The following is a 13,102-nucleotide window of genomic DNA, read 5'->3' on the forward strand; positions in this document are numbered from 1 at the left end:
TCCGGAGCCGCTCGTCAGGCCACGACCTGCACCACGTTGCCGTTCTGCAGCGTCGTGAAGTACTTCTGCGAAGCCGCCGCGGACAGGTGGATGCAGCCGTGCGAGTACACCGAGAGGCTGCCGGTGTGGAACGCGATGCCCGGCAGGAAGAACACCGAGTTCGGCATCGGCGCGTCGAACTGCTTCGAGTGGTAGTTCTTGACCTTGGCCGAAACGTGGAAGACCCCGGTCGGCGTCGCGTGGCCCTTCTTGCCGGGCAGCTGCTTGACCGGGCCGTAGATGACCTTGCCGTCCTGCAGCAGCCACGTCTTCAGCGCGGAGAGGTCCACACAGGCGCTCACGCCCGGTGACGCCAGCGCGGCCTTGCAAGGAACGTCGGCGGCGTTCGCGGCGGGCTTGGCCGCCGGTTTCGGCGTGGGTTTCGGCGTCGGCTTGGGCTTCGAGGACGTCGGCTTCGGGTTGGAGCTGGAGCTACTGGGCGTCGGCGTCGGCGAGGAGGTCGCAGGTGCCGAAGACGGCGCCGACGTGGTCGTGGTCCCGCCCGCCGGGTCGCCCTGCGCAACGGCGCCACCGCCGGGCGCGCCGCCGCCGGCGTTGCCGGAACACGCGGTCAGCACCAGCGCCGTGGCCAGTGCGCTCACCCCCACCAGGAACTTCTTCACGACCCGTACCCCCGTTTGCCCGTAGTCCTGCTGACATGGGTAAAGACGGAGGTCACCCGTCCGGGGTTGTTGATCGGAAGGTCACGATCGCGTCTCAGGGCACGCGGCCGACGACCCGCGCGTACATCCGGCCTGGATTGGCGCCTTCGTCCAGGTATCCGGGCAGCGGCGGCAGGTCCCGCGCGAACACGGCCAGCCGCCCGAACAGTTCGTCCGCGTCGGACGGACGCCGTTCCGGGTCCTTCTCCAGGAGATCCGCGAGCAGCACCCGCAGTCCATCCGGGACACCGTCCACTTCGGCCGGGCTCTCCTTGACCTGCTTCTCGAAGACCGCGTACGCCGTCGGGCCGGTGAAGAGCTGCCTGCCGGTCAGCATTTCGTGCAGGACGCAGCCCAGCGCGTACAGATCACTGCGTGGCCCGGCGATCCCGCGCTGGATCTGCTCGGGAGCCATGTACGCGGGGGTGCCCAGGATCTGCCCGGCGCGGGTGAACTGGGCGACGTCGGTCTCGCGCAGCATCGCGAGCCCGAAGTCGAGCACCTTCACGCTGCCGTCGGGACACAACATCAGGTTGGTGGGCTTGAGATCGCGGTGGCAGATGGAAAGCGCGTGCGCGGCGGACAGCACCGCGCAGGCCTGCGCCGCGATCGCGGCCGCCCACGGCACCGGCAGCGGCCCGTGTTCGGCGGCGAGGTCGGCGACGGTCACGCCCTCGATGAACTGCATGACCTGGTACAGCCGCTCGTCGTAGGTGCCGAAGTCGTACAGCGTCGGCGCGCCCGCGTGTTCCAGGGTCGCGAGGATCCGCGCCTCGCGGATGAACCGCTGCTCGAGTTCGGCGTCCGGACCGCCGGGAAGCCCGAGGAACTTCACCGCCACGCGGCGGCCGAGATGCCGGTCGTGGCCCGCGTAGACCGCGCCCATCCCACCCCGGCCGAGCGGCAGCTCGTCGAGTTCGTAGCGATCGGCGATCAGCAACCTCGTCCCCCCCCACCGCCACCCTCAACGGAGAAGCTCCGCTTCCAACACCTATCAATTCTCCGGCTTGAGCTGTCCTTCGGTGAGCCCGGCCAAGCCTAGCCTCACCAGCTCCAGGCCCGATTCCGCCGCCTCGCGCAGGGCGGCCTCGAAGGCGGCGAGCCGGGTGAACGCCGCCCCGTAGGACCGCTGTGTCTCGATCGGCAGACGCGGGATCCGGGTGCGCCTGAGGTCGATCCTGGTCGACGAGGCCGGTGCGGCCTGCCCCGCCGCGCGCAGGCATCCGGCGAGGAACGCGGCGTCCAGCCGTTCGGGATCGGTGCGGTACTTCGACATCGTCGGCTCGACCACCCTCGTCTCTCCACTGTGGACATAGGCGGGCGCGGAGGGCGACGCGACCACATCGCCCTCGTCCACCGATTCCGGCACGGTGAGCACGCCGGACTTCAGCAGCTCACCGATCGTGACGAACGACGGCTTCTCGTCGGACACCGCCAGCGACGGCAGTTCCGGCCGGATTCCCTCAAAATACCTTCGGACTTCCAGGAAGGCTTCGCCCGAGTGTTCGTCTCGATCCTGATACCGCGCGGGAGAAAGGTCGATCTCCTCGTCGAGCAGGTCGATGATCCGGACCGCGCCCGGCACCTCGGCGCCGCGCAGATGATCCCGCCACTGTTCCTCCACAGTGGACGGATCGGTCAGCAGGAGCACCCTGGACGGCGGACGCTCGGCGGGCTCCGGCCGCCGCAACAGCCAGAGATCCGCCCCGTCGACCGTGACCACGGCACGCAAAGCCCCGGCCCGCAACAGGTTCCCGCGGATCCGCCGCCCGGTGCGGCGGCCGGCGGCGGCCGGGGGCATGCGGATCGCGACCAGCCCGCCGGGTTTCACATGCGCGAGACAGTGCTGGACCCAAGCCAGTTCCGGTTCGCCGCGCGGCGGCTGGCCGTACTCCCAGCGCGGGTCGCCGACGAGGGCGTCGTAGCCCCATTCGCGTTCGTTGAACGGCGGATCGCAGACGACGGCGTCCGCGAGAACCCCTTCGTAGGAGTCCATCGACAGCGCGTCCGCGCCGTACATCTCCATGTCGGCCCCCGCGAGCAGCAGCCGATGCGCGGCGATGCACGAGGTCACCGGATCGTCGACCTGGCCGAGCAGCCGGGTCCCGCCGGAGGCGAGCAGCAGGGTCCCGAGCCCGCACGCGGGGTCGAGCACGACGCCGGGTTCGGGACCGATGAGGCGGGCCATCAGCGCGGCCACCGGCCCGGGAGTGACGGACAGCCGTCGGGAGTGCGCCTCGACGTAGCGCTCGCACAGGAACTCGAACGCCTCCCGCGCGCCCTGCTCGTCGGCGAAGCGGTCCACCAGCTCGAACAGCTCGACATCGTCGTAACGGGGCGAAAAGGTCCATTCCCGGACACCGCGCCGCGACAGGTAGGCGCCCACCCTGCCGACCCGGTCGCCGAGCGTCAGGTCGTCGCCGAGGTTCCGCAGCCGCTGCCAGGTCCGGTCCCCGAGCGAGATCTCGACCGGTTTGCCGCGTTCACGCAGCCAGTGTTCGACGTGGACAAGGGAAAAGAGGGGGCTCGACGCCGTCCCGCCGACGGGCGGCGGAAAATCTCCGTACCGTCGACGCCAGTTGCTCACCGCCGCGCGGCCGACGCCGGCGATCCGCGCGATGTCCGCCGCGCTGACGGTGGCTTGCTCCTCCATCGGCGCATCCTAACCGACAGCTGAGCATTCCAGCCCTTTGTTTGTGAACTCAGTACACAGCTGCTTTACTGGAGTCCATGAGGTACACCCTTCGGTACGCGGCCGGCTCGGACGTCGGGCGGCGCCGCCAGGTCAACCAGGACTCGGTCTACGTCAGCGCCAGGATGCTGGCCGTCGCCGACGGCATCGGCGGCCAGCCGCACGGCGAGGTGGCCAGCGCCGAGGCGGTCGGCGTCCTGTCCCGGCTCGACGCGGACCTCCACGGTTTCGACCTCGCGGAAGTCGACCTGGCCGAGGTGCTCTCCGGCGGCCTGCGCACGATCGACGACCGGCTCGCCGCGACGGCCGAGCAGGAGCCCGAGACGCGGGGAATGGGCACCACCCTGACGGCGCTGCTGTTCGACGGCTCGCACTTCACGGCCGCCCACATCGGCGACTCCAAGGGATACCTCCTCCGCGGAGGGACGCTTCAGCGCTTCACGCGCGACCACACCCTCGCGCAGGCGCTCGCGGACGACGGCCGCATCGACCCGTCGGAGGTCGAAGGGCACCCTCGCGGCTCACTGTTGATGAAGGCACTCCTGAGCACCGGGAGCGGCGAAGCGGACATCTGGGCCTTCGACGCCGCCCCCGGAGACCGTCTCCTGCTGTGCTCGGACGGGTTGACGGCAACGGTTGTCGAAACCGTTATCAAGGACGTCCTCGGCGCCTTCCAAGATCCCGCCGAGACCGTCCCGAGGCTGATCGACCTGGCCAACGAAGGCGGCGGACCGGACAACATCACCTGCGTCGTCGCCGACGTCGTCGACGTCACCGTGCCCGCGTCCGCTTAAGCCGCGAACGCAGGTCAGACCCGCCTTCGCGGGGGCGAAAGGGCATCCGGTAAAGTTCCCCACGGAGGATTGGCCGAGCGGCCTAAGGCGCACGCTTGGAAAGCGTGTTGGGTTCACGCCCTCGCAGGTTCGAATCCTGTATCCTCCGCCGTCAGCAAGGCCCCGGACGTTCCGACGTCCGGGGCCTTGTTGATTAGTTAGCAGGACCTTCACTTAACAGAGTCAGTTGATCACGCTAAGTTCAATGGTGGTCGTTCCAGCCCCCGACGTCCCAAGGAGTCCGCCAAAATGGCCGGAGTCGAAGAGATCCGCGCTGGTATCGCGCTCGCGAACGAGAAGGCATCCGCGAGCATCGCCGCACTTCAGCAGGCAGCGCAGTCTCTCGAAGAAGCACAGCTTTCGCTTTCCCAGGCCACCCAGGGCAGTACCCAGCACGAGGTGAGCCAGGCGCACGGGCTTCTCGCCGAGGCCCTGCAGGGCATCACCGGTATGCAGAGCACCATCCAGGCGGGCATTTCGTCGGCCGAGTCCTACTCGACCCGCCTCTAGCGCATGTACCTCGAAGAACTGCACCAGCTGCTGACGGCCGTCCAATCCGGCCTCGCCGACGGACGTGCCCATGCCGAGCGGGCCAGAAGCCTGCTCGAGGAATCCAGGCGCGCTCTTGTGGAACCACAGGCCCAAGCCGTTCCATGGGTGCCGTCGCAGCTGGCGCAGGCCGACGAGGGGATCGAAAACCTCCTGACGCGCCTTTCCGCCGCTGACGACCTGGTCAGCGGTTACCAATCACGCCTCTGAGATCGGCGAGCCGGTATGGGCAGCAAAGCGAGTGAACAGCGCAATCGCGTCGTTACGGCGCTGGAGCGGGTCCGGCACCAGATCGGGCTCGTCCTCGGCGCCGCCGCCGGCGCCCGCCAGTCCGCCGAAGCGGAACTGGCCAAACTGCGACTGGAACAGCACATCGTCCGGGTGGGGATGAACAACTCCACCGCGGAGCAGTACACCGAATGGTCGCGGCACCCCGCCGCGAACGAGGTGTTCGGCCTGCTCGGCAACGTGCGCGGCCAGTTCTACGCGGACTGGGAAGCGGGCCCGAACGAGCTGCGCGAACTCGTCGCGAACAACGCGCCGGGCCCCGCGAGCCGGGAGCCCGGCAACTGGCTCGGCCGCGTCGGCGGGAATCCCGGCATCACCGCGCCGGGGCTGTGGCGCATCGGTTCGGCGACCGTGCCGGGCCGGGACGTCCCGCGCACGTTCGACGTCGCGCTGCCGCTGCTCGACGAGTCGCATCTGTCCATCACGTCGGCACCGAAGACCCGGGCCGCGGTGGACGGCATCGTGCAGAACCTGCTGATGCGGATCCTGAGCACGTTCGAACCCGGCGCGGTGCGCGTCCACCTGTGGGACGTCGGGCAGCTGACCGCGATCCTGCCCGACCTGTATCCGCTGAGCCGCACGAGCGCGCTCACCCTGTACGACCCCGGGCGGCTCGAAGACCTCCTCGACGAGCTGGCCGGGCACATCCGCCGCATCCACGCGACCGGGATGCAGGCGGGGCACACGTCGCTGCGGGAGATCCGGCGGGCGAGCGGCCAGCGCGTCGAACCGTTCCGCGTCGCCGTGCTCTACGGCAACGGCGAGACCCTCGAACCGGAGCGCGCCCGCGAACTGAAACGCGTCGCCACCGGGGCGCTCGCGGCCGGGATCTGCCTGATCCTGATCGACGTGCCGACCATGCTGTCGACGTCGGTCGAATCGCTGAGCCTGCACGACGACCGGCACGCGACGAGCAGCATGACCGGCCCCGACCTCATCGTCGACCTCGACCCGCCGATGCCGTCCGGGCAGGTCATCCGGGCCGCCGGGCGGATCGCCGAGGCGCTGATCGCCAAACAGGGCGGGCCTCGCGCGTTCGCCGACCTGCTGCCCACCGAACTGGGCAAGGAGAGTTCGGCGCGGGAACTCCGGGCGCCCGTCGGGTTCTTCGAGGGCGAGCCGGTGGAGGTCGTCATCGGTGACGCCAGCCCGCACGTCCTCATCGGCGGGCCGAGCGGTTCGGGGAAGACGAACTTCCTGTACTCCCTGCTCGGCAGTCTCGCGGCCCGGTACTCGCCGGACGAACTCGCGCTGTATCTGCTGGACTTCAAGGAAGGCGTGTCGTTCGCCGGGCTCGCCCCGGGGCGGCGGGACGCCAGCTGGCTGCCGCACGCCAAACTCATCGGGGTCAACGTCAACACCGACCGCGAGTTCGGCCTGGCGCTGCTGCGGTTCCTCGCCGACGAGCTGCGCCGCCGGTCCGCCGCGGCGAAACTGCACGAGGTCACCAACCTCGCGGACCTGCGCGAACAGGACCCCGGCGGGCACTGGCCGCGGATCGTCGCGGTCATCGACGAATTCCAGTACCTGTTCGCCGGCCGCGACGGCGTGACGGCGACCGCGACCCAGCTGCTGGAGGACATCGCGCGGCGAGGCCGGTCCCAGGGCATCCACCTGGTGCTCGCGAGCCAGGACGTCGCCGGGATCGAGGCATTCTGGGGCAAACCGGCGGTGTTCGAGCAGTGCACGCTGCGGATCGCGATGCCGAAGGCGCGGCGCGTGCTGTCCGAGACCAACAACGCGGCGGTCTCGGCACCGAAGTGGCATGCGGTGATCAACCACGATTCCGGTGTGGCACACGGGAACCAGCTCGCCCACGTGCCGGACGCGAGCAGCAAGGACGTCTTCAACAAGCTGCAGCAACGGCTTTGGGAACAGTACTCGGAGTCGTTCAAGCGGCCTCGGCTGTTCGACGGCGCGCATTCCCCGGTGCTGGAACAGTTTCCGGCGTTCACCGAGCTGAAGCCGACGGACAAACCGCGCGCACTGCTCGGCCAGTCCATCGACGTCGACGAGGCCGCCTGCGGGGTCGACCTGCCGAAAGCGCCGGGCCGGAACGTCGCCGTCCTCGGCGCGGCCACCGCGGAGGCACTGTCCATCATGGACTCCGCCGCTCGGTCGCTTGCCCGCCAGTATCACAACGAGTCGGTGGAGTTCGTGCTCTCGTGCCCCATCGAAGCCTCCGTCCCAGCGGTGGCCGAACTGGCCGAGCGACTGCGCGCGGAGGGACACGAGGCGACCCTGGTCGACGATTTGCCCGCCCGGGTAATCGATATCGCGGAGAATCTGTCCTCTTTGGACAAAGCGCAGGTGCTGCTGCTGTACGGCGTCGACGCCTCGATCCCCGCGCTGGAGGCGAAGGCGCCCGGTCAGCTCAAGAGCGGTTTGGATCAGCTGCGGGTGCTGCTGAAGCAGGGCCCGACGCACGGCGTCCACACCATCGGCTGGTGGCGCAGCGTCGCCCGGCTGAAGGACACCCTCGGTTTCGCTGGCACCGACGACATCGGCACCTGGGCGGCACTGGACGTCCAGGGCAACGACCTGTCGCCGTTCGCCGCGGGGCAGGTCGTGCACTGGTCGCCGCGGGCAGGCCGGGCGCTGTTCTTCGACCGCACCACCCACGGCGCCCCTGAGGTGATCATCCCGTTCCAGCGTCCGGATGGGCTTCTCGATGGATGACGGCATCACCGCGGCCATGCGGTACAAGGAGATCGTCGGCCGCGCGCGCACATCGGCGGAAAACCTCCGCAACTGGGAGATCGGCCGCGCGGACGAACTGGAGGCCCGGCTCGCCGAGGCACAGCAGGCCGTCGCGGACGCCGCCGAACGCGAGCAGCGCGCCGTCGACCGATGCACCCGCTGGTGGAAAATGGCGCAGCACAACGTCGAAGGCCTCTCGTGGCTGCCCGACGACGAGGACCCGAGGCCGGTCCCGAACGCGCGGCCCAGCTACCTGGAGAAGTACCTGGAAGAGGTCAAGCCGAGCTACCAGGAACTAGTGCAGGCCGTGCTTTCCCTGGGCTGGCGCGCGAAACGCTCCTGACCACGCAATCAGTCACCTACTTGCGAGATACACCGAAGCAAGTAGGTGACTGATTGCGGGCGGATCAGGGCTTCGGCAGGTAAGGGCCGAAGACGCGCTCCAAGTAGTCCGCCAGGTCGTGGAACGCGTCCAGGACCGGGTTGCCGGCGCTCGGCCGGAATCGCAGCACCTGCGGGTCGTGGTCGCTGGCCTGCTTCGCGAACTCCGCGTTCAGGTGGACGACGTCGTAGTCGAGCCCGCGCGGCGCCCTCGACGCCAGGATGTGGTCCAGCACCTGCGACTGGCCCTCGAAGACGTAGCTGTATCGCTCGTTCTCGGGCAGCGAAGCGATGACGTCCTTCAGGGCGCCACCGGCGGTCAGCGTCCGCACCGCGGGCGAGAACGGGTAGTCGTTGATGTCACCGGCGACCACGATGTTCGCGTTCTTGTCCGACGCGAGCAGCTTGTCGACGAAACCGCGGAGCACGGTCGCCTGCTTGACGCGCTGCACCTCGGAACTCCGGACCGGCGGCTGGTTGCGGCCGTGCGTCGGCTGGTCGCCGCCCTTGGAGTTGAAGTGGTTCGCGATGACGAACACGGTGCGGCCCTGGAAGACGAACTCGCCGGCGAGGGGTTTGCGGCTGGCCTCCCATGCTTCGTTGCCCGGGTCGACGCGGCCGGGCGAGACGGTCAGGTGGGTCTTGCCGCGTTCCTTGACCACGTCGACCGGGGTGGTCGCGTCGCCGCCCTTGCGGTCCACAAAGGACACGCGGGCCGGGTTGAACAGGAAGCCGACGCGGATGTTGCCACCCGGCTGGCCGCCGTCCTTGCCGTTCACCGGGTCGATCTGGCGCCACTCGTAGCGCGGTCCACCGGCGGCGACGATCGCGTCGACGAACTTCCGCAACGTCTGGTCGGCGGCGACGGTGCCGTCGTTCGTCGGCCCGTTGTTGTCCTGGATCTCTTCCAGGTTCAGGATGTCCGGCTTCGCCAGGTTGGTGGCGATCGCCTTGGCCAGGTCGCCGAACTTCTCCGCACCGTCCAAAGCGGACAGGTTCTCGACGTTGTAGGTGGCCACCGAAAGCTCGCCACCGCGCTGGGCGCGGGTGCTTTCGCGCTGCAACCCGTTGTCCTTGGCGGCACCGAGCTTCGTCGCGAACAGCGTGTAGCCGCCGAAGTTGCTGTACTCGACCGGGCCGGAGGTCTCACCGGTGAGCACGTCGCCGGTGTTGACCTTCGGGAACGGCTGTTCGGCGAACGGGATCAGCGACGCGACCTTGAGCACGCCGGTGTTGAGCCGGTCGTAGTCCAGGTACACCGCGCCGCCGCGGACGCTCGGGTTCTGCTTCGGTTTGGTGGTCACGTAAAGCTCGTTGAACGACGACGTCGGGCCGACGACGCGCGCGTCGGAGACGCTGACGATCTCGCTCTCGTGCGTCTCCCAGAAGTCCAGCGAGTACTTCGCCGGCTCCAGCGGCAACGGCTCGATGCTGCCGCCGGGCGCGGGGGCGACGGTGTCCGGGACCGTGTCCGGCGTGACGACGGTCGCCGCGGGCAAGGCGTTCCCGCTCGAATCGACCGTCCACTGTGCACTCGTCAGTTCGGTGAGTGACTGGTACGGCGAGGTCGCGGGCGCGTCCGGGTAGAACTCGCGGACGGTGCCGGCGGCGGTCACCGCGTCGCCGACGGCCACGGCGGGGGTGGTCGAGCCGGTGAAGACGAACAAGCCCTCGCTGGTGCGCGGGTCGGCGTCGGGGGCGGTGTCGGTGAGCCAGAACCCGCGGGCCGAACCGAAGCTCCGGATCGCGGTCACCACCCCGGTGACCCCGGCGACCTTGCGGTCCTTGAACGGCGAGATCCGGGTGGTGCCCTGGATTTCGTGGATCTTGGCGGTCACCGGCGGCGGACCGGTCTCGCCCGGCGTCTCACCCTTGCCGTTGGTCGGCGTGGGCGCGCCGGAGGTGAAGTCGGCGGCGTTGTCGTCGGTGTCCGCGAGTGCCGTCCCCCTGGCAACGGACGCGGTGTTGGACGGCGCGGGCGCCGCGGCGCCCTCACGGATGGTGGCTGCCGGGCCGAAACCGACCAGGTCCTTGATCCGGGTGTCGGCCGCGCAGTCGGCGGCCGTTTTGCAGGTCAGTGCCGTGGTGCCCTGGACGAGCGCGATGGTGCCGGCGGTCGCGGACAGGGTCAGCGACCCGGTGGCGTCCGGCGTCGGCAGCGCGACGGTGCCGCCCGCGCCCTTCGCCTGCGCCACGAGGTACCGCGCGCCCGGCGCGACGCCGCCGGTCAGCGGCGTGACCTGCCAGCTGCTCCCCGACGCGGGCGCGTACTGGACGCTGAAGCCGTCGAGGCTCACGGCGGCCGTGCCGCGGTTGGCGAGTTCGACGAAGTCGTTGGTCAGCGTGGCGCCCGAGTTGCCGCCACCGCCGTAGACCTCGGCGATCACGGCGTCGGCGCTGGGCGCGGCGAGCGCGGCCGGAGCGGATACACCGCTCACGACCAGCCCGGAGGCGACGGCCACGGTCAGGGCCCTGCTCCGGGCGGCACGTCGGGATATGGTCACGCTGAGTCCCCTTTTCGCAAGATCGGTCGAGGAATACTCCCCCGGACAAGTGAAATGAGGAAGACGGCAAGACAACGATTCGTCACCGCTAGTCCGTTCGGACCCACACTTTCGTAGTTCCCAGTGCCGGTTTCGCGTGAGATGATCGGCTTCCGCCGCCTGTCACACCAGGAGGCGTCCTCATGCGCAGACTGCTTTGCGTGCTCATCGCGGCGGGTCTCGTGACCCCGGTCCCCCAGGCGGCCGCCAAGCCGCCGGAGAAGACCGCGTTCGAGGTGATGACCCCGGCGAGCACGGTCGCGTCCCGCACCGACCGGCGGCCGAACGCGGGCGGGATCTTCGACCCGGTCGCGCGCAAGACGTTCATCTCGTGGTCCGGCAAGGCCGCGGACACCTACGTCCAGGCCTACGACCACCGGACCGGCGCCTGGACCGCGCCGAAGAAGATCGCCGACGGCGAATCCGATCCGCACAACTACCCGACGATGCTGCTGGCGGGCGACGGGCACCTGCTGATCTTCCGCGGCATGCACAACACGCGGACGGTGATCAGCCGCGCGCCGCGCGCCCATTCCCTCGAGGGCACCTGGACGGACACCGAGGTCCCCGAGGGTGACGCGGCGAGCTATCCGATGCCGGTCAAGACCACCGACGGCACGCTGTTCCTGTTCTATCGCGAGACGACCAATCAGGTCACGCCGGGCGCGAACACGGACTTCCGGCCGATGAAGTACCTCGTCTCCCGCGACAACGGGCGGACGTGGAAGAACTCCGTGCAGCTGACCGGAAAGCAGTGGGCGTTCGGCTCCCTGGGCAGGGCCGACCACATGGACGAGGTCTACGTCGGGCAGCTGCGGTACCTGCCGTCCGCCGGGCGGATCCAGTTCGTCTACACCCTCGCTGGCGGCGGGCCGGCACAGCACAAACACGACGTCTACCACCGCAACGTCCACTACCTGTCCTTCGACGTCCGCACCCTGCGCTTCTTCTCCGCGGCGGGCCGCGACCTCGGCACGCAGGTCGACGACGCCGAGCAGGAGCGTTACCTCAAGGTCGTGGAAACCCCGCTCGAACTCCCCGGCGGGCTCAAGTCGCCGGATTACATCCTGCAGGTCGGCACCCAACGCGACGGCAAACCGTTCGTCACGTGGTTCCAGTTCGACGCCGCGGGTTCGCCGCGCGATTTCGCGGGCGCGTGGAACGGCCGCGAGTGGGAAGTGCGCGAAGTCGCGAACGGGCTCCGTTTGCGCGAGATCGAACAGCTCAATGGCGGCACTTGGCGCGTTTACGCCACCCGCGATGGAAAGCCGGACATCGAAACGTTCCTGCTCGAGAACGGCCGCGTCTGGAAGCCGGAAACCGTGATCACCACACCGAAACCGGTCCAGCGCGTGGAAATGATCACCGGTTTCCGGGACCCCGCGCGCATTCTGGCGACCGGCGCGTCCAGTGCGCGTGACGTCTCCGTGGCCGACGGTGACGTTTATGTCGCGGGAACCCCGCACAAATAGCCCATTGGGGTTTCCCTGCCTTAAATGAACCTCAAGTCCGGGTACACCCGGCCATTTCCGGCGCTACCTTGGATCACGTGAGCGAGGACACATTCTCCGGCTCACGAGACCCGAGGGGGTGTCGGATGGGATTGCTCATCGCAGGCATGGTCGCCGGATCACTGCCGGCCTTCGCCCTGATCGTCGATCTTCGCGACCGGAAGCGCGGCGGCTCGCGCGAAATCCGCCGGAACGCTCACCGGGGAGGGTGAGCAGGGGGAACTGGGGGCGCACCGCCGGTGCACGGGACCCGTCGGGGGAGGACGGAGCCCGTACACCGGCGGTGCGTCATTTCGGCCTCGTGAGTGCTTGACCGTGTCGGAAAAGCTCACCGGTCCTTGTGGTCCATGAAGGCCTCCTTGAGGGACTCTGGGTCCCTCAAGGAGGCCTTCACGGACCGACCATCTGACACGACACTTTTGACTTTCGGCCCGCTTCAGCCGTCCTTGCCGCTCGCGAGTTCCTGCCTGCTCTTGTACTTCCCGATCAGCGACTTCGCCCCGGCGACCGCCGCCTTGCCCGCGCCCTTCGCGCTGGCGGCCAGGAAGGTCGTCCAGTCGAAGTAGTCGCGCCACAGCACGATCCGGCCGTCGCGCACCTCGAACGTGCCGCACACCCAGAACTCGGCCTCCCACGCACCGCGGCGCAGGACGTCGGTGCGCTCGGTGAGCACGATCGGGCCGTCCGCGGCGATGTGGTGGGTGCGCGCCTCGAACCCGCTGCCGTAGCGGGCCATGGTGCGCAACTGCTTCTCCACCGCCGAAAGGCCGCGGGCAGGCGGCAGCGGGACGTTCTGGTAGACGATGTCGATCGCGACGAAGCCCAGCGCGCGGTCGATGTCGAGCTCTTCGAGGGCCTGAAGGAAACCGGTCACCACGGTCTTCGGATCCGTCATGTCCGCCAA

The 13,102-nt window shown here is 69.0% G+C and carries 11 protein-coding genes and 1 tRNA gene; 7 read left to right on the plus strand and 5 right to left on the minus strand.

Features of this window, described 5'->3' with window-relative positions:
• Positions 1 to 14: 14 nt before the first annotated feature.
• From ACIHAO_RS00265 to ACIHAO_RS00275, 3 genes are all read right to left on the minus strand, one after another.
• Entirely contained in the window at positions 15 to 662 is a 648-nt protein-coding gene (locus ACIHAO_RS00265; RefSeq protein ID WP_396554042.1) for a L,D-transpeptidase, read from the minus strand.
• Between the two features lie 94 nt (positions 663 to 756).
• Positions 757 to 1,641 (minus strand): serine/threonine-protein kinase, encoded by an 885-nt coding sequence (locus tag ACIHAO_RS00270; protein ID WP_125784936.1) that lies wholly within the window; start codon positions 1,639 to 1,641, stop codon positions 757 to 759.
• A 54-nt stretch (positions 1,642 to 1,695) separates the two neighbouring features.
• The gene (locus ACIHAO_RS00275) at positions 1,696 to 3,354 is read right to left on the minus strand and encodes an N-6 DNA methylase (protein WP_396554043.1); all 1,659 of its coding nucleotides are present in this window, start codon (positions 3,352 to 3,354) and stop codon (positions 1,696 to 1,698) included.
• Positions 3,355 to 3,431: 77 nt separating this feature from the next.
• Between ACIHAO_RS00275 and ACIHAO_RS00280 the strand changes: the two genes are divergently transcribed.
• The 6 genes from ACIHAO_RS00280 (at position 3,432) to ACIHAO_RS00305 (ending at position 8,106) form a co-directional block, all read left to right on the plus strand.
• The gene (locus ACIHAO_RS00280) at positions 3,432 to 4,187 is read left to right on the plus strand and encodes a PP2C family protein-serine/threonine phosphatase (protein WP_396554044.1); all 756 of its coding nucleotides are present in this window, start codon (positions 3,432 to 3,434) and stop codon (positions 4,185 to 4,187) included.
• A 63-nt stretch (positions 4,188 to 4,250) separates the two neighbouring features.
• A tRNA-Ser gene (locus ACIHAO_RS00285) sits at positions 4,251 to 4,335 on the plus strand.
• Between the two features lie 140 nt (positions 4,336 to 4,475).
• On the plus strand, positions 4,476 to 4,736 hold the full coding sequence (locus tag ACIHAO_RS00290) for a hypothetical protein (RefSeq protein ID WP_005167132.1): 261 nt from the start codon (positions 4,476 to 4,478) through the stop codon (positions 4,734 to 4,736).
• Positions 4,737 to 4,739: 3 nt separating this feature from the next.
• A complete protein-coding gene (locus ACIHAO_RS00295) occupies positions 4,740 to 4,985 on the plus strand; it encodes a hypothetical protein (RefSeq protein ID WP_396554045.1) in 246 nt (81 codons plus the stop codon).
• Between the two features lie 15 nt (positions 4,986 to 5,000).
• Complete coding sequence (locus ACIHAO_RS00300; RefSeq protein WP_396554046.1) at positions 5,001 to 7,742, plus strand: FtsK/SpoIIIE domain-containing protein; 2,742 nt, start codon at positions 5,001 to 5,003, stop codon at positions 7,740 to 7,742.
• Positions 7,735 to 8,106 (plus strand): hypothetical protein, encoded by a 372-nt coding sequence (locus ACIHAO_RS00305; RefSeq protein ID WP_125784929.1) that lies wholly within the window; start codon positions 7,735 to 7,737, stop codon positions 8,104 to 8,106. Before ACIHAO_RS00300 ends, ACIHAO_RS00305 begins: the two co-directional genes overlap by 8 nt.
• Positions 8,107 to 8,170: 64 nt before the next feature.
• Here the strand turns inward: ACIHAO_RS00305 and ACIHAO_RS00310 are convergent, their stop codons facing one another.
• Positions 8,171 to 10,648, minus strand: a complete 2,478-nt coding sequence (locus ACIHAO_RS00310) for an endonuclease/exonuclease/phosphatase family protein (RefSeq protein ID WP_396554047.1) — start codon at positions 10,646 to 10,648, stop codon at positions 8,171 to 8,173.
• Between the two features lie 182 nt (positions 10,649 to 10,830).
• Between ACIHAO_RS00310 and ACIHAO_RS00315 the strand changes: the two genes are divergently transcribed.
• Positions 10,831 to 12,159 carry a BNR-4 repeat-containing protein gene (locus ACIHAO_RS00315; RefSeq protein WP_396554048.1) on the plus strand — a complete coding sequence of 443 codons (1,329 nt, stop codon included), beginning with the start codon at positions 10,831 to 10,833 and terminating at the stop codon, positions 12,157 to 12,159.
• A 475-nt stretch (positions 12,160 to 12,634) separates the two neighbouring features.
• Here ACIHAO_RS00315 and ACIHAO_RS00320 read toward each other — a convergent pair whose 3' ends face one another.
• Complete coding sequence (locus tag ACIHAO_RS00320; RefSeq protein ID WP_396554049.1) at positions 12,635 to 13,093, minus strand: limonene-1,2-epoxide hydrolase family protein; 459 nt, start codon at positions 13,091 to 13,093, stop codon at positions 12,635 to 12,637.
• Positions 13,094 to 13,102: the final 9 nt, after the last annotated feature.

The organism is Amycolatopsis sp. NPDC052450, assembly GCF_044547565.1.
In the GTDB taxonomy this organism is placed as follows: Bacteria; Actinomycetota; Actinomycetes; order Mycobacteriales; family Pseudonocardiaceae; genus Amycolatopsis.

What these genes read in the sequence shown, in the direction of transcription:
- ACIHAO_RS00290 (WP_005167132.1), top strand. Translation starts at nt 4,476, where the DNA reads ATGGCCGGAGTCGAAGAGATCCGCGCTGGTATCGCGCTCGCGAACGAG.
- ACIHAO_RS00295 (WP_396554045.1), top strand. Translation starts at nt 4,740, where the DNA reads ATGTACCTCGAAGAACTGCACCAGCTGCTGACGGCCGTCCAATCCGGC.
- ACIHAO_RS00300 (WP_396554046.1), top strand. Translation starts at nt 5,001, where the DNA reads ATGGGCAGCAAAGCGAGTGAACAGCGCAATCGCGTCGTTACGGCGCTG.
- ACIHAO_RS00275 (WP_396554043.1), bottom strand. Translation starts at nt 3,354, where the DNA reads ATGGAGGAGCAAGCCACCGTCAGCGCGGCGGACATCGCGCGGATCGCC.
- ACIHAO_RS00320 (WP_396554049.1), bottom strand. Translation starts at nt 13,093, where the DNA reads ATGACGGATCCGAAGACCGTGGTGACCGGTTTCCTTCAGGCCCTCGAA.
- ACIHAO_RS00305 (WP_125784929.1), top strand. Translation starts at nt 7,735, where the DNA reads ATGGATGACGGCATCACCGCGGCCATGCGGTACAAGGAGATCGTCGGC.
- ACIHAO_RS00280 (WP_396554044.1), top strand. Translation starts at nt 3,432, where the DNA reads ATGAGGTACACCCTTCGGTACGCGGCCGGCTCGGACGTCGGGCGGCGC.
- ACIHAO_RS00315 (WP_396554048.1), top strand. Translation starts at nt 10,831, where the DNA reads ATGCGCAGACTGCTTTGCGTGCTCATCGCGGCGGGTCTCGTGACCCCG.